21 protein-coding genes are annotated in these 18,342 nt (G+C 65.5%); 12 read left to right on the forward strand and 9 right to left on the reverse strand.

The genetic code is table 11. The features are described 5' to 3' along the window. Position 1: 1 nt before the first annotated feature. The 4 genes from B3H47_RS05750 to B3H47_RS05765 form a co-directional block, all read right to left on the reverse strand. Positions 2-844, reverse strand: a complete 843-nt coding sequence (locus tag B3H47_RS05750; RefSeq protein ID WP_013107182.1) for a substrate-binding domain-containing protein — start codon at positions 842-844, stop codon at positions 2-4. Continuing rightward, a complete protein-coding gene (locus B3H47_RS05755) occupies positions 808-1,566 on the reverse strand; it encodes an ATP-binding cassette domain-containing protein (RefSeq protein WP_286986419.1) in 759 nt (252 codons plus the stop codon). The genes B3H47_RS05750 and B3H47_RS05755 overlap by 37 nt, the downstream gene beginning before the upstream one ends. Then, positions 1,563-2,270: an ABC transporter permease gene (locus B3H47_RS05760; RefSeq protein ID WP_286986420.1), complete on the reverse strand. Its 708-nt coding sequence runs from the start codon at positions 2,268-2,270 to the stop codon at positions 1,563-1,565. The genes B3H47_RS05755 and B3H47_RS05760 overlap by 4 nt, the downstream gene beginning before the upstream one ends. A gap of 102 nt (positions 2,271-2,372) precedes the next feature. Next, a complete protein-coding gene (locus B3H47_RS05765; protein WP_286986421.1) occupies positions 2,373-3,842 on the reverse strand; it encodes a PLP-dependent aminotransferase family protein in 1,470 nt (489 codons plus the stop codon). Between the two features lie 67 nt (positions 3,843-3,909). Between B3H47_RS05765 and B3H47_RS05770 the strand changes: the two genes are divergently transcribed. Continuing rightward, positions 3,910-4,884, forward strand: coding sequence for a DMT family transporter (locus B3H47_RS05770; protein ID WP_286986422.1), 975 nt, complete (start codon positions 3,910-3,912; stop codon positions 4,882-4,884). Between the two features lie 3 nt (positions 4,885-4,887). Further along, a complete protein-coding gene (locus tag B3H47_RS05775; RefSeq protein WP_286728885.1) occupies positions 4,888-6,099 on the forward strand; it encodes a PLP-dependent aminotransferase family protein in 1,212 nt (403 codons plus the stop codon). A gap of 129 nt (positions 6,100-6,228) precedes the next feature. Here the strand turns inward: B3H47_RS05775 and B3H47_RS05780 are convergent, their stop codons facing one another. After that, positions 6,229-6,702 (reverse strand): c-type cytochrome, encoded by a 474-nt coding sequence (locus tag B3H47_RS05780; RefSeq protein ID WP_286728887.1) that lies wholly within the window; start codon positions 6,700-6,702, stop codon positions 6,229-6,231. A gap of 664 nt (positions 6,703-7,366) precedes the next feature. Here B3H47_RS05780 and B3H47_RS05785 point away from each other — a divergent pair. From B3H47_RS05785 to B3H47_RS05795, 3 genes are all read left to right on the forward strand, one after another. After that, positions 7,367-7,666 (forward strand): SWIB/MDM2 domain-containing protein, encoded by a 300-nt coding sequence (locus B3H47_RS05785; RefSeq protein WP_013107189.1) that lies wholly within the window; start codon positions 7,367-7,369, stop codon positions 7,664-7,666. A 74-nt stretch (positions 7,667-7,740) separates the two neighbouring features. Next, positions 7,741-8,337 carry a phospholipase D family protein gene (locus B3H47_RS05790; protein WP_286728890.1) on the forward strand — a complete coding sequence of 199 codons (597 nt, stop codon included), beginning with the start codon at positions 7,741-7,743 and terminating at the stop codon, positions 8,335-8,337. 122 nt (positions 8,338-8,459) lie between these two features. Beyond that, a complete protein-coding gene (locus B3H47_RS05795) occupies positions 8,460-8,975 on the forward strand; it encodes a peroxiredoxin family protein (RefSeq protein WP_013107191.1) in 516 nt (171 codons plus the stop codon). A 9-nt stretch (positions 8,976-8,984) separates the two neighbouring features. On the opposite strand, the gene B3H47_RS05800 is transcribed toward B3H47_RS05795, so the two are convergent. Then, the gene (locus B3H47_RS05800) at positions 8,985-9,890 is read right to left on the reverse strand and encodes a LysR family transcriptional regulator (protein ID WP_013107192.1); all 906 of its coding nucleotides are present in this window, start codon (positions 9,888-9,890) and stop codon (positions 8,985-8,987) included. 188 nt (positions 9,891-10,078) lie between these two features. Here B3H47_RS05800 and aceB point away from each other — a divergent pair, with 188 nt between their 5' ends. From aceB to B3H47_RS05825, 5 genes are all read left to right on the forward strand, one after another. After that, a complete protein-coding gene (aceB, locus tag B3H47_RS05805) occupies positions 10,079-11,665 on the forward strand; it encodes a malate synthase A (RefSeq protein WP_286728891.1) in 1,587 nt (528 codons plus the stop codon). A 232-nt stretch (positions 11,666-11,897) separates the two neighbouring features. Next, positions 11,898-13,010, forward strand: a complete 1,113-nt coding sequence (locus tag B3H47_RS05810) for a GGDEF domain-containing protein (protein ID WP_286728892.1) — start codon at positions 11,898-11,900, stop codon at positions 13,008-13,010. 129 nt (positions 13,011-13,139) lie between these two features. Further along, on the forward strand, positions 13,140-13,874 hold the full coding sequence (locus B3H47_RS05815; RefSeq protein WP_013124254.1) for an SDR family oxidoreductase: 735 nt from the start codon (positions 13,140-13,142) through the stop codon (positions 13,872-13,874). Further along, positions 13,871-14,563, forward strand: a complete 693-nt coding sequence (locus tag B3H47_RS05820) for a cupin domain-containing protein (protein WP_276729542.1) — start codon at positions 13,871-13,873, stop codon at positions 14,561-14,563. Before B3H47_RS05815 ends, B3H47_RS05820 begins: the two co-directional genes overlap by 4 nt. A gap of 38 nt (positions 14,564-14,601) precedes the next feature. Further along, positions 14,602-15,066 (forward strand): transcriptional repressor, encoded by a 465-nt coding sequence (locus B3H47_RS05825; RefSeq protein WP_286986424.1) that lies wholly within the window; start codon positions 14,602-14,604, stop codon positions 15,064-15,066. Between the two features lie 19 nt (positions 15,067-15,085). Here B3H47_RS05825 and B3H47_RS05830 read toward each other — a convergent pair whose 3' ends face one another. From B3H47_RS05830 to lipB, 3 genes are all read right to left on the reverse strand, one after another. Beyond that, positions 15,086-15,541: a DUF3429 domain-containing protein gene (locus B3H47_RS05830; protein ID WP_286728898.1), complete on the reverse strand. Its 456-nt coding sequence runs from the start codon at positions 15,539-15,541 to the stop codon at positions 15,086-15,088. An 87-nt stretch (positions 15,542-15,628) separates the two neighbouring features. Continuing rightward, on the reverse strand, positions 15,629-16,594 hold the full coding sequence (gene lipA, locus B3H47_RS05835) for a lipoyl synthase (protein ID WP_286728899.1): 966 nt from the start codon (positions 16,592-16,594) through the stop codon (positions 15,629-15,631). A 28-nt stretch (positions 16,595-16,622) separates the two neighbouring features. Next, positions 16,623-17,294: a lipoyl(octanoyl) transferase LipB gene (gene lipB / locus B3H47_RS05840; RefSeq protein ID WP_286728900.1), complete on the reverse strand. Its 672-nt coding sequence runs from the start codon at positions 17,292-17,294 to the stop codon at positions 16,623-16,625. Between the two features lie 180 nt (positions 17,295-17,474). Between lipB and B3H47_RS05845 the strand changes: the two genes are divergently transcribed. Both B3H47_RS05845 and B3H47_RS05850 read left to right on the forward strand, forming a co-directional pair. Then, on the forward strand, positions 17,475-18,149 hold the full coding sequence (locus B3H47_RS05845) for a class I SAM-dependent methyltransferase (RefSeq protein WP_013107201.1): 675 nt from the start codon (positions 17,475-17,477) through the stop codon (positions 18,147-18,149). Between the two features lie 27 nt (positions 18,150-18,176). Beyond that, the gene (locus tag B3H47_RS05850; protein WP_013107202.1) at positions 18,177-18,341 is read left to right on the forward strand and encodes a hypothetical protein; all 165 of its coding nucleotides are present in this window, start codon (positions 18,177-18,179) and stop codon (positions 18,339-18,341) included. Position 18,342 lies beyond the last annotated feature (1 nt).

Raw genomic sequence — 18,342 nt, forward strand, 5'->3', positions numbered from 1 at the left:
TTTACTGGCTTTTTGCGTCGGGAAAGAACAGCGGCTCGCCGCCGATTTTGTAGCCGGCGATCGCCTGCTGGCCTGCCGGGCCGGTGATCCAGTCGATGAAGGCGCGGCCCTGCGCCGCCTTGACTTGCGGATGCTTGGCCGGATTGACCAGCATCACGCCGTAAGGATTGAACAGTGCCTTGTCGCCTTGCAACACGATGGTCAGGTCACCGCGGTTCTTGAACGCCAGCCAGGTGCCGCGGTCGCTCAGGGTGTAGGCGTTCAGCGCCGCTGCGGTGTTGAGCGCCTGTCCCATTCCCGCGCCGATTTCGCGGTACCACTTGCCGCGGCCTGCAGCGACCGGGTCGATTCCGGCCTGCTTCCACGCGCGCAGCTCCGCGGCATGCGTGCCGCTCTTGTCCCCGCGCGAAATGAACAGGGCTTGGCTCGAAGCGATCCGGCGCAAGGCCTCCGACAAGGTCTTGACTTGCATGACCCCGGCCGGATCGGACTTGGGCCCGACGAGCACGAAATCGTTGTACATCACGTCACGCCGGTCCACGCCCCAGCCTTCGGCGACGAAGCGGTCTTCCGCGGCGCGATCGTGCACGAACACCACGTCGGCATCGCCGCGCCGGCCGATGTCCAGCGCCTGTCCCGTCCCCACCGCCACCACCTTCACCGCGATGCCCGTGTCGCGGGTGAATAGCGGCAGGATGTGGCCGAACAGACCCGATTGCTCGGTGGAGGTCGTCGAGGCGACGACGATGCTGGGCGGCATCTGCGCCCCGGCGGCGAGCGACGCGAGTCCGAGCGCCGCAGCGGCGATCAGACGGATGAATGGCAAATGCAATCGCGTGAACATGCGTAGTCTCCTGGGGGAATGGCGCCGAGGCGCTGTGGGTTGAGTGATTGCGGTGCGCAAAAGGTCTGCAACTGGCCGTGATCCAGCCGCAGCACGCGCTGCGCCAGCGCGATTTCCTCTGGGCGGTGGGTGCTGAGCACCACGGTGATGCCTAGCGCGGCGAGTTCCTGCACGTCTTGCAGGATGGCTACGCTGGCTTGCGGGTCGAGATGGCTGCACGGCTCGTCGAGCAGCAGCAGCGCGGGTTGCATCATCCAGGCGCGTGCCAGCGCCAGCCGCTGACGCTGGCCGGAAGACAGGCTGGCGGCGCTTTGCCGCCCCCGGCTGTGCAGCCCGGCGCGGATCAGCGCGGCCTCGATCAAACCGGGGTCTGATCCGCGCCCGGTCAAGGCCAGGCGCAGGTTGTCCGTCACCGTGCCGCGCAGCATGGGCGTGTGTGCAAACACCATGGCCTGCCCCGGATAGGCCATGCCCTCCAACGGCGGCTCCTGTCCGGCAAAGAGCAAGCGACCGCAGGTGGGCCGCTCCAGGCCGTGGATGAGGCGCAACAGGCTGGTCTTGCCCGACCCATTGGGCCCGATCACCGCGGTGATGCCGCCGCGCGCGATCTGCAGATCGAGACCCCTCAGCACCCAGTTCGTCCCGCGGCGCAAACCCACGCCCTGCAGGCTGATGGGAAACAGCGCCGCGCAAGCCACGTCAGCGCCGCAAGAGCCGTTCATGCGCCCTCCCCATAGCGCGCCGCCGCATACTGCCGCAACAGGGCCGCAGCCGCATTGACCCCCAGCACCAGCGTCATCAGCACCGCGCCCAGCGCCAGCGCCAACGGCAGGTCGCCCTTGCTGGTTTCCAGCGCGATGGCCGTGGTCATGGTGCGGGTGTAGCCCTCGATATTGCCGCCTGCAATCATCACCGCACCCACCTCGGACACGGCGCGGCCAAACCCGGCCAGGGCGGCCACCACTAAGGCATGGCGACAATCCCACAGCAGCCAACGCACGCGCTGCAGCGCCCCCAGGCGCAAGGAACGCAGCGTGTCGCCGTGCAGCCGCCAGGATTCGGCAACGATCTGCCGCGTGACGGCGGCGATCAGCGGCGTGGTGAGTATGGTCTGCGCCAGCACCATGGCCGGCACGGAAAACAACAGCCCCAGTTCACCCAGCGGCCCGCTGCGCGACAACAGCAGATACACCAGCAGACCGACGATGACCGAAGGCAGCCCGAGCAGGCTGTTGAGCAGCGCCACCACCACGCCGCGCCCGGTAAACGCATGCACCGCCAGCCACGCACCCAGCGGCAAGCCCAGCGGCAAGCCCAGCAGCAGACCGAGCAGCACGCTGGCGCCGCTGACGCGCAGCGACACGCCGACGATGTGCCAAGTGGCCGCATCGCCCGCGGCCAGCAAGTGCCAGACCTGGGAGAACATGGGTGGAAGGAATGAGCGAAAGAGCGATGTACATTTGGATACTATCGCAACGCACCGTTTCTTTCATCGCGCTGTCCGCCGTGTTGGCGACCGCATACGGCTTTAGCGCCGCGCGGCGGCAAAGGCACGCCAGAACGCCTCGTCCTGCGTCTGGGTGAAGTTGATGCGCATGCGGGTGGAAGGCTGCTGCTGCGGGTCGAACAGGTGGCCGGGCGCGAGCAGATAACCGGCGTCGAGCAGGCGCTGTGACAGCGTGGCCGTGTCCACGCCGGTGTCCACCCAACCCAGCAGGCCGCGTGGCGGGGTGACGAAGCGACAGCCCGCTTTCTCGGCCAGCCGCACCGCGCGTGCACGCGCCGCGTCCAGCCGGTCGCGTACCTGTTGCGTGGTGCGCCGCAACTGCCCCTGTCCCAGCACATGGGCGAGCACCCGCTCGGTGAGGGTGGGGGTGGTGAGCACGGCGAGCAACTTTTGATCGATCAGACGGTCGATGACGGCGGGCGCCGCCGCGACAAAGCCCACACGCCAGCCGGGCGCGAGGATTTTGGAGAACCCGCTGAGATAAATGGTGTGCTGCAGTTGATCGAGCACACTCATGCGCGGGCCGCTGGGCTCGGCCAAGGCGGCATAGACATCGTCTTCGACCACCTGAAAGCCGTGACGCTGCGCCAGTTGCAGCACGCGGTGTGCGCTGGCCGCGCTGAGGCTCTGCCCGGTGGGGTTGTGCAGCACGCTCACGCAGATGAACAGGCGCGGCGCATGGGCGCGGGCCAACTGATCGAGGAGGTCGAGATCGGGGCCATCGGCCCCGCGGGGGACGGGCAGCAGCTTGAGCCCGTGGTGCGCCATCTGCGCGAACTGCATCGCCCAGCCGGGGCTCTCGACCAGCACCGCGTCGCCGGGGCGGGTGAGGGCGCGCAAAACGAGATCGAGCGCCTGCGATGCGCCATTGGTGGTCAGAATCTGCTGCGGCGGCACTTGCAGAGACAAGCCGGCCAATTGCCGCGACAAGGCTTCGCGCAAGGCCAGATCACCCAGCGGATCCCCGTAGTGCAGCGACGCCTGCCCGAGTTCGTTCGCGCGGGCGATGCGCCGCAAGGCCGCGCCCAGCGCCGCACTCTCCAGCCACGGCGCGGGCAACACGCCGGAACCGGGCGCGCCGCGCAGCGCCACCGCAGCGCCCGCCCCCATTTGATGAAACATGCCGCGCACCAGCGCGGTGGCGTGCGTCGGCGCCAACATGGGCGCAGCGGCATCGGCCTGCGCGGCGCGAGGTCGCGCCAGCACGAGCGTGTCACCGGGCACCCGAACGAAATACCCACGCTGCGCGCGCGCCTCCACCAGCCCGAGGGCCTGCAGCCGGTCATACGCCGCGACCACGGTTTGCGTGCTCAGCCCGTACCGCCGGGCGCATTCGCGCACCGACGGCAAGCGACTGCCCGGGGGCAGCAAGCGGTTGCGGATGCGGGCGGAAAACTGGGCGCTGAGCTGCTCCGCCAAGGTCGTCGCCGCATGGCGCTGCAGCGTCCCCGCCTCGGGGACCGGGTTCACTGTATTGGCGATCTCATCCATACAGATCCTGTTTTGTACTCATTGAGTGTATTGGTGGTGTATTGCATTACACCCTAAGCTGCGTTCCATGTCCACACCACCCACTCCCGCCGCCCGAAAGCAGCCACCGATCTCCGCGCAGGGCGAAGCGCTGGCTCTGGGCCTGTTGGGCGTGGGTCTGTTTGCGCTGTCGCTGCCGATGACGCGTCTGGCCGTCGGCTCGACGCAGGCGCCGCAACTCTCGCCCGAGTTCGTGGCGCTGGGCCGCGCCGCCGTTGCGGGCGTGCTCGCAGCCGTCTGGCTGGTGTGGCAGCGCGCGCCCTTGCCCAGCCGCCGCGACTGGGCTCTGCTGGCCGCGATGGCTGGCGGCGTGGTGTTCGGTTTTCCGCTGCTGACTTCCATCGCCCTGCGCGAAGTCGATGCGGTGCATGCCTCGCTCATTCTGGCGCTGCTGCCTTTGTTTACCGCAGCGCTCGGCGCGCTGCTGGCGGGCCAGCGGCCGTCTGCCGGGTTCTGGCTCTGCGCCTTTCTGGGCGCGGCCCTGGTGATGGCCTACACCCTGCTGCACGGCACCGGACGCTTCGCCTTGAAGCTGCACTGGGCCGATGGCCTGCTGGTGGGTGCCATGCTGTCGGCTGCGGTGGGCTATGCCCTGGGCGGCCACCTCACGCGGTCTCGCCCTGCCGGGCAGGTCATCGGCTGGGCGCTGGTGCTCAGTCTGCCCATCAGCGTGCCTGCGGCGTGGTGGCTACGACCCGCAGCCCCGGTGCAGCTCTCGGCCTGGGGCGGCTTCGCCTATGTCGCCGTGGTGTCGATGTGGCTGGGTTTTCTGGCCTGGTACCGGGCTCTTGCGCTGGGTGGCACCGTGCGCATCTCGCAGTTGCAACTGCTGCAGCCTTTCTTGTCGATGCTGGCTGCGGCAGCCTTGCTGCATGAAGTGCTCGATGCCACCACCCTGTTGTTCGCCGGTGCGGTGCTGGCCGTCGTTTTTGTCGCGCGGCGCATGCCAGTGCATGATGCGTCGCGTCCTGTTCCTCGTCCTATCCCTGACTCCCGGAGTTGACGCATGACCTTCACCCTGTCGCAGCGCAGCGCGCACTACACCCCCTCGCCTATCCGCGAGCTGCTCAATCTCACCGAACAGCCCGGCATGATCTCGCTGGCTGGCGGTCTGCCCGCCCCGGAGAGCTTTCCGGTGCAGGCCCTGCGCGCGGCCTGTGTGGACGTCCTCGACACGCAGGCCCAGGGGGCGCTGCAGTATGGCCCGAGCGAAGGCATTGCCCCTTTGCGCGAATGGGTGGCCGCGCACTTGCGCGCACAGGGCATGGCGGCCCAGGCCGACGAAGTGCTCATCACCAGCGGTTCGCAGCAGGGCCTCGATCTGGTGGGACGTGTGCTCATCGACCCCGGCAGCACCGTGCTGGTGGAACGCCCGACCTACCTCGGCGCGCTGCAAGCCTTCGCGCCCTACGGCCCACGCTTTGCCGATCTCGACGAAGACGCCGAGGGCGCGCTGCCGACGCTGGACGACCCGGCGCATCGTGACGCGCGCATGGTCTATCTGCAGCCCAACTTCCGCAACCCCACCGGACAGACCATGACGGCTGCGCGGCGCACACAATGGGCGCAGGCCTTGCGGGGCCGCCCGATCGCCTTGGTAGAAGACAACCCCTACGGCGATCTGTGGTTCGACGGCCCGCCGCCCGCGCCAGTGGCAGCACAACTTCCCGGCCAGAGCATTTTGCTGGGAACCTTCTCCAAAGTGCTGTCTCCCGGGCTGCGTCTGGGTTATGTGCATGGGCCGCACGAGGTGATTGCCAAGATGGCCCTGGCGCGCCAGGCCGCCGATCTGCAGACCTCCAGTCTGACGCAGCGCCTGGTACTCAAGGTGCTCGAAGGCGGGCTGCTGGATGTGCAACTGCCGCACATCCGCGCCCTGTACCGCGCGCAGCGCGACGCCATGCTCGCCGCCCTGTCCCGCCACATGCCCGGCAGCGTGCATTGGGAAACGCCGCAAGGCGGCATGTTCATCTGGCTGTCTCTGCCGCCAGGCGCCGACGCCACCGCGCTGCTGCCGCTGGCGCTGCAACGCAAAGTGGCCTATGTGCCCGGCACGGCGTTCTACGCCGCGGGCACCGTGCCGCGCAATACGCTGCGACTGTCTTACGCCACCGCCACGCCCGCGCAGATCGACACCGCCATTGCCCGCCTGGGTGAAGTCTTCTCCACGACACACCCGCCAGAACCCTGCCATGCCCCATCCGTTCTTGCGGCTTGATGTCTTCGCCTCCGGGCAGGTCTGGGTCGGTAGCGCGGTTCAGCCACTCTTCACGGGCACGCTCACGCGCTGAAAAAACAAACCCGCCAGCGGCGGGTTTGTGCGGGACTGGACAACCCCAGAAAACGCTCAGAGTTCTTCGCGGAACGCGTCGTGGCAAGCCTTGCAGGTCTTGGCGGTTTCGCCGAACACCACCTTGATCTCGTCGAGCTTGCCGGTCTTGGCGGCGGCCACCAGCTTGGGCGTCATTTCCTGCAGCTTGTTGGCATCGGCCTTGAACTTGTCCATCTCTTTCCAGATTTCAGGCTTGGCGTGCGAATCAGGCAAGTCGGTGCCGGGGCCGAAAGCCTGCCACGGCAGATGCGACATGAAGGCCACGACTTCGGCGTTTTGCAGCGCGGCCTTGGCATCGAACGGCGCCTTGCCCTGCACCATGGCGCCGATGCGGCCAAAACTCGCCGCCATCACGGTGAAGGCGGACTGACGGTACTTCACCGCGTCTTGCGGTTTGGCGAACTGCGCCTGCGCCGGCACACTGGCCAACAGACCACAGGCAAGCACGGCGGCGAACAGCTTTTTGGGATGCAACGAGGCTGGGTTCATGAAACAGACTCCTGGCTGAGTAAAACGGATGGGCGGAAAAACGCAGGGCCAATTGGCGAAGCGAGTGTAAGCAAAAGTGACCCTCGCTGCAGAGCACAGTCGCGGTTCCCCGGTGCGCTCTGAACAAACTCGCCGGGCCGCCCCGAGAGCGCCCCCAGACCTGCCGCGTTCGCGTCAGCCCCCCCGAGGGGGATGAGGCCCGCGGCTCCAAGCTGCCCTGCGGCAGCTTGGACGGAGTCGAATCCGAGCGGCTTGCAAGCCGCGAGGTGGACAAGAAAACTTGGGGCGGCCCTGCGTTTTCTCATGAGTTTCTTGCCCCTCGAGGGGAGAGCCGAGCGAAGCGACGGGTTTCGGGGGGGTCGCTTCAGGCGCCAACAAGACAACAAAACAACGCGCAAAACGCTAAAAACGCACATGCTGCGTCGGACGCCTGCGCGCTCGGCTTAATATGCGGCTGGTTGAGCACGATCCTCCGGCACGTTGGCGCCGATCGGGGCGCAGTCATGCAGATCCGGAAGGCATGGATCGGCTCAACTTTTTAGCGGGCCGGACTGTCCAGCCCGCAATCCATGACAACGGTGAATCTGCACGGCGCGCAGCGATCCCCAACGGGCCGCTGACACGCCAGTGGATAACAAGCTCAACTTCTCGGAGTGCACTCAATATGACCACTGCAAAACCCGCGGCAAAAAAGGCGGCCGCCGCTAAAACAACCCGTCAGCCCAGCGCGGCGTTCATGAAACCGCTCACCCCTTCGGCGCATCTGGCCGCCGTCGTGGGCACCACGCCGCTGCCGCGCACCGAAGTGGTGAAAAAACTGTGGGAATACATCAAGAAGCACAATCTGCAAGACGCAGCGAACAAGCGCATGATCAACGCAGATGCCAAGCTCAAGCCGATTTTCGGCAAGGATCAGGTCAGCATGTTCGAAATGACCAAACTGGTCAGCGCGCATCTGAAATGAGTTGACCACACCACGGGCCGAAAACGCCCGCGGTCCAGGCCCGGCGCAGCCGGGCTTTTTCATGCGCATTCATCATGTCGTTCAAAGCTCTTGCCACCCGTTCTCTCTGTGCCCGCTTGCTGGTCTGCGCCCTGCTCGCTGCCGCCTGCGCGCTGCCAGCGCAGGCCCGCTCGCCTCAAGCCCTCGCCCTGCCGACACAGGCCGCTGTCTCCAGCGCCTTCTCGCCTTCGGGCGGCGCGCTGGCGCTGGTGCTGCAGGCCATCGATCAGGCGCATAGCAGCATTCAGATGGCCGCTTATCTGTTCACCTCGTCCGACGTGGCCCGCGCGCTGGTCCAGGCGAAAAAACGCGGCGTGCAAGTGCAGGTGCTGGTGGACTGGAAAAGCAATTTCGATGAAGACGCCCGCTACGCGCGGCACGCGCTGGGCATTCTGCGCAACGCGGGCATTGCCGTGCGCTCGGTCGACGTCTATCCCATCTTTCACGACAAATACATGGTGATCGACCGGCGCACGGTGCAGACCGGCAGCTTCAACTACACCTACTCCGCGGCGCATCGCAATGCCGAGAACGTCTTGGTGATGTGGAATGCGCCCGAGCTGGCTGCGCAGTATCTGGCCGACTGGCAACGCAACTGGGCGCTGAGCCAGCCGGTTGTGTTGCCGTATTGAACCCGGATTGTTTGCGAATACCCGGAATTGCCGTGAGGCGCGCGGGGTTGCATGCCGCAGGGCTTGAGCGGCCTAAAATCGGTTTTCTGTATTTGTTTTGAATTTCTTTTGTAGGCGCCTTCATGAAACCCCTGTCCAAATCGCTTATCGCCGTCATCGTGCTGGCCGTTCTGGCTGTGGGCGGCTATCTCGGATGGTCGGCGCTGGATCAAAAACCCGAGGCGCCCAACGCGAGCTTCAGCCTGCTCGACGGCAAAACGGTCGATCTTTCGGCTTATCGCGGCAAGGTGGTGCTGGTGAATTTCTGGGCAACGAGCTGCACCACTTGCGTGGGGGAAATGCCCGAGCTGGTGAAGACCTACGACCAGCTCAACCCCAAAGGCTTCGACCTCGTGGCCGTGGCCATGAGCTACGACAACCCTGAGTTTGTGCGCAACTTTGTGCAGCAGCGCCAGCTACCGTTCACCGTGGCCTTCGATGCCAGCGGGCAGGCGGCCAAGGCCTTCAAGGATGTGCGCTTGACGCCGACGAGCTTTCTGATCGACAAGTCGGGCCACATCGTCAAGCAGTACGTCGGCACGCCCAACTTCGCCGAGCTGCACCAACTCATCGACAATCTGCTGGCGCGGCAGGCTTGAGCCCCGGTTTCACACCGGCGCCCGCTGCGGCTGGGTGAAATGGTGTTTTAAATAGTCCAGCCACAGGCGCAGCCGCAAGGGCTGATGCTTGCGCTGGGTGAAGACCGCGAAGATGCCGTTGGGCGGCGCGGCAAAGTCTTCTAGAAGCGCCACGAGCTTGCCTTGCTCCAGACTGGCGCCCACTTCCCACAGCGAACGCCAGGCGATGCCCCGGCCTTCGAGACACCACTGGTGCAGCACGGCGCCATCGGTGCAGTCCATGCGACCCGCCACGCGCACATGCAGGATCTCGCCCTCGGCCTGGAACATCCAGCCGCGCGGCTGGCTGCTCACGGAGGAATACGCCAGGCATTGGTGACGGGCGAGATCGGACGGTGTGGCCGGAGTGCCGTGACGTTGCAGATAACTGGGCGCGGCCACGCACACGCGCCGGTTGTCGGCCAGCCGCAGACTGACCAGCGAAGAATCGGCCAGATCGCCCACGCGCACGGCGCAGTCGTAGCCCTCGTTGACCAGATCGACCAGACGATCGGTCAGGTCGAGCGACAGACTCACCTCGGGATGCTGGTCGAGAAACCCGGGAATCAGCGGCGCGATGTGGCGGCGGCCAAAACCCGCCGGCGCGGTAATGCGCAGATGGCCGCTGGCCTTCACTCCGCCCGCGCTCACGCTGGCCTCGGCGTTCTGCAGCTCGGCCAGCAGGCGCTGGCAATCTTCGAGAAAGGCGCTGCCCTCGTCGGTCAGGCTGATGCGCCGGGTGGTGCGCAACAGCAGCTTGACGCCCAAGCGCGCTTCCAGCGCATCGATGCGACGGCCAATGATGGCTGGCGCCACGCCTTCGGCATGCGCCGCAGCGGTCAGACTTCCTTTGGTCGCCACCGCGACAAAAGTCTCCAACTGTTTGAGTTTGTCCATGCTCGCCGGAAATTGGGTCGGTAAAAGTCATCAATCTAGCGCATGTTCGGCGCCAGCCGGATAGATTTATGCCGCGGTGCAGCATAAACTCTGAGCATCCCAAAAAGATGGGCGGCTGCCGACGCGCTGCGCAATCCGTTGCGACGCGGCAGCTGCAAACCTTCACCCAAACTCACGGAGATCGCCAAATGACAACCCCTTCCGCCCCTCAGGGCGTCACCTTGAACGCCCCGCTGCAGCCGGGCTTCGACCGCATCCTCACTCCTGACGCGCTAGCCTTCGTCGCCCAGTTGCACCGTGCTTTCGAGCCGCGTCGTCAGGCCCTGCTGACGGCCCGTGCGGCCCGCACTGCCCGCCTCGACGCCGGTGAAAAGCCCGATTTCCTCGCCGAGACTCGGGCGGTGCGCGACGGCGACTGGAAAATCGCCCCGCTGCCCCAGGCGCTGCAGCGTCGCCGCGTGGAGATCACCGGCCCGGTGGATCGCAAGATGATCATCAACGCCTTCAACTCGGGCGCCGACAGCTATATGGCCGACTTCGAGGACGCCAACACGCCAAACTGGGCCAACCAGATCGAAGGGCAGATCAATCTGTTCGACGCCATTCGCCGCACCATCCATCTGGAGCAGAACGGCAAGACTTACGCGCTGGGCGACACCATCGCCACCCTGCAGGTTCGCCCGCGCGGCTGGCATCTGGACGAAAAACATCTGCTGGTGGACGGCCAGCGGGTGAGCGGCAGCCTGTTCGATTTCGGGCTGTTCTTTTTCCACAACGCCCGCGAGCTGATCGCGCGCGGCGCTGGCCCCTACTTTTATCTGCCCAAGATGGAAAGCCATCTGGAAGCGCGGTTGTGGAACGAGGTTTTCGTGCTGGCGCAGAACACCCTGGGCCTGCCGCAGGGCTCCATCAAGGCCACCGTGCTGGTGGAAACCATCCTCGCCGCGTTCGAGATGGACGAGATTCTGTTTGAGTTGCGCGAGCATAGCGCCGGGCTGAACGCGGGCCGGTGGGATTACATTTTCAGCGCCATCAAGAAGTTCAAAGTGGATCACGACTTCTGCCTGGCCGACCGTTCGCAGATCACCATGACGGTGCCGTTCATGCGCGCCTACGCCCTGCTGCTGCTCAAGACCTGCCACAAGCGCGGCGCGCCGGCCATTGGCGGCATGAGCGCGCTCATCCCCATCAAGAACGACGCGGAGAAAAACGCCAAGGCCATGGAGGGCATCCGCATGGACAAGCGCCGCGACGCCACCGACGGCTACGACGGTGGCTGGGTGGCGCATCCGGGGCTGGTGTCGGTGGCGATGGAAGAGTTCGTCGCCGTGCTCGGCGACGCGCCCAACCAGATCGGCAAGACTCGCGACGATGTCAATGTGGGCGCCGCCGACTTGCTGGACTTCCGCCCGGAAGCCCCCATCACCGAAGCCGGGCTGCGCAACAACATCAATGTCGGCATTCACTACCTCGGCGCGTGGCTGGCGGGCAGCGGCGCCGTGCCCATCCACAACCTGATGGAAGACGCCGCCACCGCCGAAATCTCGCGCAGCCAGGTGTGGCAATGGATTCAGAGCCCCAAGGGCGTGCTGAGCGACGGCCGCAAAGTCACTGCCGATCTGGTGCGCGCGATCATCCCGGAAGAACTCGCCAAGGTCAAAGCCACCGGCGCGACGGGTCAGTTCGACAAGGCCGCGCAGATCTTCGAGCAGATGGCCACTAGCGCCACGTTCACCGACTTCCTCACCCTGCCGCTGTATGAGGAACTGAGCTGAACGCACTATCGGGCCAGTAATAACCAATAGCCCCTGCACAGCCGCCCACCCTGGCGGCTGTTTTACATTTTGGCCCGTACGGCGCAGACGATCCTGCGGAAAGTAGCGTTGGAAAAATACATCGCTAGGAAAACCGGGGGATTTCCGACACCAAGGCAGCGCAAAATGCGATCTCACGTTCGATGCTGAAGAAGGGTTGACCCTCCGCAGCGCGTTCACTCACGGCCCCTTCATGCCCCACACCCTCACCATCGTCCAGTGGCTGCTGCTGGCAGTGGCTGTGCAGCAGGTCGTGTTCTCCACGGCCTGGCTGGCGGTGGCCCGGCTGGCGGGGCTGGCGCGCCAGAGCGCCTACTACTGGGGAGCGTTCTGCGGGCTGGGCGCGCTGTCCATCCTGCTGCTGGCTTTGCGCGGCAATGTGCCGCAAGTGCTGGGCTATCAGCTGGCGGATGTGCTGCTCGTCATCTCGGCCACGGCGGCGCGACGGGCCAGCGAACTGTTTTTCGACCGGCCGGGCCGATTGCGGGAGCACGCGCTGATCATCGGTCTGGCGATTCTGGGCATCGGGCTGACGGGCACGTCCGTGGCGATGGAAGAGTGGCGCATTGCCATCGTCTGCCTGCTCATCGCCTGGATCGCGGCCCGCGGCGTCTGGGGCGTGCACGCCAGCATGGCGCAGGAATTCGGACGCCCCGTCACCTTGCTGCTGCATGGCCCCACCCTGTTCATTGCGGCCACGCTGCTGTGGCGCGCCTTTGCCGTGTTCACTGGCAACGGCCAGGCGCTGGACTACCGCGAGGATGGCCTGCTCAACGAATTGCTCACTCTCACGCTGCTGCCCGTCGCCTCGTTTCTCAGCCTGATCTACGGCGGTATGCTGATGGCCCGGTTGGTACGCAGACTGCACGATCTGGCGCTGAAAGACCCGCTCACCGGGCTGCTCAACCGGCGGGCCGCGCAACAGTTGCTGGAGCGCGAATGGGCGTCTTACCGCCACAAAGACCTGCCGTTTTGCGTGCTGATGATCGACATCGATCATTTCAAGCGCATCAACGACGAATACGGCCACGCCGTGGGCGACCGGGTGCTGACCGGCCTGGCCACGCTGCTGCGCGAAGGCACGCGGCCAACCGATCATGTGGCGCGCATGGGCGGCGAAGAGTTTCTGGTGTTTCTGCCGCAAACCGAACTGCCCTCGGCGCAAGCCGCGGCAGAAGACAGCGCTTTCGACGATCTGCTGATTCGCGCCGACCGTGCGCTGTACGCAGCCAAATCGGCCGGGCGCAACCGCGTGCATCTGGCCGACCCCTTCGTGGACGAAGTCACCAGCCTCGCGACGGCTTAAAACCCGATCACGCCATTTGTGCACGACCCAGCGGACATGCCCGCACAGCGCGCGCGTGGATTTGGAGCCGCGCTGCAATGCGCCAGTGCGCAGATCTAGCATCTGGCTTCGACAAAAAAAGAGATCCCCATGCATATCCGTTCCCTGAAAGATCAAGTCGCCGTCATCACCGGCGCCTCTAGTGGTATTGGCGCAGCCGCCGCGCGCGCTTTGGTGGCCGAAGGAATGTCCGTCGTGCTCGCGGCGCGCTCTGCCGACAAGCTCAAGACCCTCGCTGATGAACTGGGCAGCCGCGCCCTGGTCGTCGCCACCGATGTGGGCGACGAAGGTCAGGTGCAGCAGTTGTTCGAAACGGTCAAAACCCGGTTCGGCGGCCTGGACCTGTTGTTCAACAACGCGGGCGTGGGTTATCACGGCGCCTTCGAGCACGGCCGCACCGAGGAGTGGAAGGCCACCATCGACGCCAATCTCTGGGGGGTGCTGTATTGCACGCGCGCAGCCATACCGCTGTTGCGTGGCCGCCCCGGCGCGATGATCAACACGGTTTCCAGCGTGGGCGGGCGGCGCGGCATTGAAGGTTGGGCCGTCTACAACGCCACCAAGTTCGCCGTCGTGGGCCTACACGACGCGCTGCGCAAGGAGCTGGGGCCAGAGGGCATCCGGGTTTCTCTGATCGAGCCCGGGGCGGTGTACACCGACTGGGGCCACAACGTTCCGGAAGATCAAATGAAGGCCCGGCGCGATGCCATCGAAGCCCTGCATGCCGACGACATCGCCCAAGCGCTGCTCTACGCCTTCGCCCAGCCGCCGCATGTCAACCCGCAGGAACTGCTGATCCTGCCGACCAAACAGGTTTCGCCATGAGTGCCGTGCTCGACCCCGCTGCCCCCGCATTGCTGCGCGCCGACTTTTCCCGCGCTGAAGTGGTGGACACGACCGCCCTGCCCTGGGTGGATTCGCCCGCAGTCGGCGTGCAGCGCAAATTGATCGAGCGTGACGGCGGTGAAGCCGCGCGCGCCACCTCGCTGGTGCGCTACGCGCCGGGCGCGCGTTTTGCCGCACACCTGCACCCGCTGGGCGAAGAAATTCTGGTGCTGCAAGGCACATTCGCCGATGAGCACGGCGTTTACCCGGTGGGCACTTATCTGAAAAACCCTCCCGGCTCGCGCCACGCGCCGTTCACCGAACAGGGCTGCACCCTGCTGGTGAAATTGCGTCACATGCAGCCCGACGATGGTGAGCGTGTGGTGATCGACACGCATCGCGCGCCCTGGCTGCCCGGTCTGGTGCAAGGGCTGAGCGTCAAACCCCTGTCCGACTTTGCGGGCGAGCATGCCGCGCTGGTGCAGTGGGCGCCCGGCACCGTGTTCACCGCGCATCGGCACTGGGGCGGGGAAGAAATCTATGTGATCGAAGGCGTGTTCGAAGACGAGCACGGCCGGTATCCGGCAGGCACCTGGATGCGCAGCCCGCACCTGAGCCAGCATGCCCCGTTCAGCCGGTCAGGCTGCACCATTTTCGTGAAAGTGGGCCATCTGCCGGAACAGGGCTGATACCGCCCGGTCGCGCGGCTTGTTGCATACTTGCAGGCATGACCGCTCATCGCCATCACCATCAGGAAGCCTTGTCGCATGCCGAAGCCCTGTGCACCGCCCGGGGCGTGCGCCTCACCCCGCTGCGGCGTCGGGTGCTGGAGCTGGTGCAATCGCGCACCGAGGCGGTCAAGGCCTATGACCTGCTCGCGCAGTTGTCCACCGAGGATCACGCGGCCAAGCCGCCCACGGTGTATCGCGCCCTCGATTTCCTGCTGGAGCAGGGGCTGATTCACCGCGTCGATAGCCTGAACGCCTTTGTCGGCTGCAACCACCCCGACACGCCGCACGCCGCGCACCTGCTGCTATGCGCCCGCTGCGGCCGGGTGGAAGAACTGCAAAGCGGCGCGGTGGATGCCGCCATTGCCAAGGCCGTAGCGGCCACCGGTTTTGTCGCCCGGCACGCGCGGCTGGAAGTGCAAGGGCTGTGCGCGGCCTGCGCCGCCGCAACCCAGGACGATTAGCGAAACGATTAGGGCTTGTTCAGCCCGCAGGCTTGAGGGTGTAAAGCCGGGCCAGCGTCAAACCTAGACCAAGCAGCGCGCCCAGCGTGAGCCACAGGCGCAGTTGCAAAAACCACGACGGCCACGGAAGCTGCTTGCGCAACATCACATCGGCCGCATAAGCAATGGCCAGGCCGATGAACAGCCCGGTCATGCCGTACACCCAGTTCGACGCCCAGGTCATGCGCCAGGCCCACAGCGGCAGCACCACGCCCCAGCCCAGCAGCAGCCAGGAGCGTTGCACCTGACCTTCGGGCAGCACCAGCGCTGCGCCCCAGTAGAGCGCGCCGAGAAACGCCAGAATGGCCGCAGCGTATTGCGCCTGAATCACCACCACGGCGGTCAGCGAGGTCTCGGGTGCAATCCACGCGGCAAGGCCCAGAGCGATAAAGGGAATGAGCCCGGCCAGGCCCAGCGCATAGGCGGGAAACTTCATCAGGCGATCTCCAGAACGAATGAATTTTGAACCCGGATTGTCGCTGCCGCGAACTCGCAGCGCGGTGCGCTGGCGCAAGAAATCGGTTCAGATACCGGCCGCATGCGCCTGCTGATCGGCGTGATAGCTGCTGCGCACCAACGCGCCGACGGCGGCGTGGGTGAACCCCATCGCCAGCGCTTCGCGCTCGAACATCGCGAAGGTGTCGGGGTGCACATAGCGCGCCACCGGCAGATGGTGCCCGGTGGGCGCGAGGTACTGGCCGATGGTGAGCATGTCGATGCCGTGCGCGCGCATGTCGCGCATCACGTCGAGAATTTCATCGTCGGTTTCGCCCAGACCCACCATCAGCCCGCTTTTGGTGGGAATGCCGGGATAGCGCGCCTTGAAATCGGCCAGCAGCTTGAGCGAGTGGGCGTAATCGGCGCCGGGACGGGCCTGTTTGTAGAGGCGCGGCACAGTCTCGAGGTTGTGATTCATCACATCAGGAAGCCCGGCGGCGAACAGATCGAGTGCCTTGTCGAGACGGCCGCGGAAATCGGGCACGAGCACTTCGATCTGCGTGGCGGGCGATAGCGCACGGGTCGTCTGGATGCAGTCGACGAAGTGTTGCGCGCCGCCGTCGCGCAGATCGTCGCGGTCCACGCTGGTGATGACCACATAGCGCAGCCGCATGGCCGCGATGGCCCGCGCCAGATTGCCGGGCTCTTCAGGGTCGAGCGGGTCGGGGCGGCCGTGGCCGACGTCGCAGAAGGGGCAACGGCGGGTGCATTTGTCACCCATGATCATGAAGGTGGCCGTGCCCTTGCCGAAACATTCGCCGATGTTGGGACAACTGGCCTCTTCGCACACGGTCACCAGCTTGTGCTCGCGCAACAACCCTTTGATGGCGTAGAACTGCGACGAAGGCGCCGCCGCCTTGACACGAATCCAGTCGGGCTTGCGCAGCGGTGCATCGCCAGCGGGCACGATTTTGATGGGAATGCGGGCGGTCTTGGCCTGCCCTTTCTGTTTGATCGTGGGGTCGGCAAGCGGTGGGGTCGGCGAGGTCATGTAAAAGGGCGCGGTAGGCGAAAAACGCTCAAGGCTTCATGGTAGGCCCGCCGCCCTGCGTCTGCCAGAGCGCGGCGAATTCCTCGGCAAAGGTTGCAGCGACTTGCTCCACGGCAGCATTCGCGCCCAGACTGGCCATGTCGAGGGTGCGCAGCCCGGCGTAGCCGCAGGGGTTGATCCAGGTGAACGGCTGCAGGTCCATCGCAACATTGATGGCCACGCCGTGATAGGTGCAACCGTTGCGCACCTTGAGCCCGAGGGCCGAGATCTTCTCGCTAGACGCGAGGTAGATGCCCGGCGCACCGGGGTGGCGCACCCCTTCGATGCTCCAATGCGCCAGGGTGCGGATCACCGCCTCCTCGATGCGCTGCACGGTTTCGCGCACCATCCAGCGGCGGCGGCGAATGTCGAGCAGCAGATAGATCACCGCCTGACCGGGGCCGTGATAGGTGATCTGCCCGCCGCGATCGGTCTGCACCACGGGAACGCCGTGCGCATCGAGCAGATGCTCGGGCCGACCGGCCTGGCCCTGCGTGAACACCGGCGGATGCTCCACGCCCCAGAGCTGGTCGGACGTCGCCGCGTCGCGCGCATCGGTCAGCGCCCGCATGGCTTGCCAGGTCGGCAGATAGTCCTGTCGGCCCAGCCATTGCCAATTCAAAACGTGCACGGCGGTGGGTTCTGCGTGGTTGGAGTTCATGCTAAGGTTGCGCTCAGTTGCGGCAGTCACACTATAAAAACAACAGGGAGATAAGCCCAAGACCGGCACTGAACCGGCATCAAATCCTTCGTTCGTCTTGGCTATTTGCTCGGCGCCGCGTGCGTCGGAGTTCTGGACGGCACGATTTGGATCCACTCTCAGGAATTGTCCTGCATCCGCATGAGTATCACTCCCCCCAGCCCTGTGAGCCCTGTGCGCGCCGGGCAGCAAATTCGCACCTTCCTGCGCGCCTGGGCACGCGACCCCATGGGTGTGGCCGCCGTGCTGCCCTCAGGGCGGCAGCTCAGCCAGAAAATGCTCAAGCCGCTTTCGCTGCTGCCCGAAAGTGATCCGGCCCAGCAGCGGGTGATCGAGCTCGGCGCGGGCACGGGCGCCTTCACCCGCGCGCTCATCGAGCACGGTTTGCACTGCGCCAATCTGCTGGTCGTCGAGCGCGACGCCTCGCTGCACGGTCTGCTGCGGCAGCGATTTCCTGATCTGCAGCTGATCCAGGCCGATGCCTGCGCGCTGCGAACCGCGGCACAGGCTTCGGGCTACCTGCTGGGCGGCCCGGCGGATGCGGTGATCAGCGGGCTGGGCCTGCTTTCCATGCCGCGCGCCACACAACGCTCCATTCTGAACGAGGCGTTTTCCGTACTCCGGCCCGGCGGTTGCTTCGTGCAGTTCACCTACGGTCATGCCAGCCCGGTTTCACGCGCCTTGCGCGAAGAACTCGGTCTGCAGGTGCGGCGCGCCGGGCTGGCCTGGCGCAACGCGCCGCCAGCCTCGGTTTTCGTTTATCAACGCGCTTTTACAGCCGCACACACCTTCAGCCCGCCGGACGCGACACAATAAATTCCCCGCGATTTCAGGACGCTTGCCGTGGCCGGATTTTTCGTCTCCGTCATCATTTATCCCTTTGCCGTTTATGGCCTGCGCCGGTTTTTCACCGAACGCCTGGGGATGGAAAACAACATCGGATTCCTGGTGTTTTTGCTCGCCAGCGTGGTGAGCTGGCTGGCTGCGGAAGCCGTGGGGCGGCTTTGAT

It is taken from the genome of Thiomonas sp. UBA7699 (genome assembly GCF_002482605.1).
Lineage (GTDB): Bacteria > Pseudomonadota > Gammaproteobacteria > Burkholderiales > Burkholderiaceae_C > Thiomonas > Thiomonas arsenitoxydans.

Excerpts from the sequence above, each read along its gene's own strand:
- B3H47_RS05750 (WP_013107182.1), bottom strand. The coding sequence starts at position 844 with ATGTTCACGCGATTGCATTTGCCATTCATCCGTCTGATCGCCGCTGCG.
- B3H47_RS05755 (WP_286986419.1), bottom strand. The coding sequence starts at position 1,566 with ATGAACGGCTCTTGCGGCGCTGACGTGGCTTGCGCGGCGCTGTTTCCC.
- B3H47_RS05760 (WP_286986420.1), bottom strand. The coding sequence starts at position 2,270 with ATGTTCTCCCAGGTCTGGCACTTGCTGGCCGCGGGCGATGCGGCCACT.
- B3H47_RS05765 (WP_286986421.1), bottom strand. The coding sequence starts at position 3,842 with ATGGATGAGATCGCCAATACAGTGAACCCGGTCCCCGAGGCGGGGACG.
- B3H47_RS05770 (WP_286986422.1), top strand. The coding sequence starts at position 3,910 with ATGTCCACACCACCCACTCCCGCCGCCCGAAAGCAGCCACCGATCTCC.
- B3H47_RS05775 (WP_286728885.1), top strand. The coding sequence starts at position 4,888 with ATGACCTTCACCCTGTCGCAGCGCAGCGCGCACTACACCCCCTCGCCT.
- B3H47_RS05780 (WP_286728887.1), bottom strand. The coding sequence starts at position 6,702 with ATGAACCCAGCCTCGTTGCATCCCAAAAAGCTGTTCGCCGCCGTGCTT.
- B3H47_RS05785 (WP_013107189.1), top strand. The coding sequence starts at position 7,367 with ATGACCACTGCAAAACCCGCGGCAAAAAAGGCGGCCGCCGCTAAAACA.
- B3H47_RS05790 (WP_286728890.1), top strand. The coding sequence starts at position 7,741 with ATGTCGTTCAAAGCTCTTGCCACCCGTTCTCTCTGTGCCCGCTTGCTG.
- B3H47_RS05795 (WP_013107191.1), top strand. The coding sequence starts at position 8,460 with ATGAAACCCCTGTCCAAATCGCTTATCGCCGTCATCGTGCTGGCCGTT.
- B3H47_RS05800 (WP_013107192.1), bottom strand. The coding sequence starts at position 9,890 with ATGGACAAACTCAAACAGTTGGAGACTTTTGTCGCGGTGGCGACCAAA.
- aceB (WP_286728891.1), top strand. The coding sequence starts at position 10,079 with ATGACAACCCCTTCCGCCCCTCAGGGCGTCACCTTGAACGCCCCGCTG.
- B3H47_RS05810 (WP_286728892.1), top strand. The coding sequence starts at position 11,898 with ATGCCCCACACCCTCACCATCGTCCAGTGGCTGCTGCTGGCAGTGGCT.
- B3H47_RS05815 (WP_013124254.1), top strand. The coding sequence starts at position 13,140 with ATGCATATCCGTTCCCTGAAAGATCAAGTCGCCGTCATCACCGGCGCC.
- B3H47_RS05820 (WP_276729542.1), top strand. The coding sequence starts at position 13,871 with ATGAGTGCCGTGCTCGACCCCGCTGCCCCCGCATTGCTGCGCGCCGAC.
- B3H47_RS05825 (WP_286986424.1), top strand. The coding sequence starts at position 14,602 with ATGACCGCTCATCGCCATCACCATCAGGAAGCCTTGTCGCATGCCGAA.
- B3H47_RS05830 (WP_286728898.1), bottom strand. The coding sequence starts at position 15,541 with ATGAAGTTTCCCGCCTATGCGCTGGGCCTGGCCGGGCTCATTCCCTTT.
- lipA (WP_286728899.1), bottom strand. The coding sequence starts at position 16,594 with ATGACCTCGCCGACCCCACCGCTTGCCGACCCCACGATCAAACAGAAA.
- lipB (WP_286728900.1), bottom strand. The coding sequence starts at position 17,294 with ATGAACTCCAACCACGCAGAACCCACCGCCGTGCACGTTTTGAATTGG.
- B3H47_RS05845 (WP_013107201.1), top strand. The coding sequence starts at position 17,475 with ATGAGTATCACTCCCCCCAGCCCTGTGAGCCCTGTGCGCGCCGGGCAG.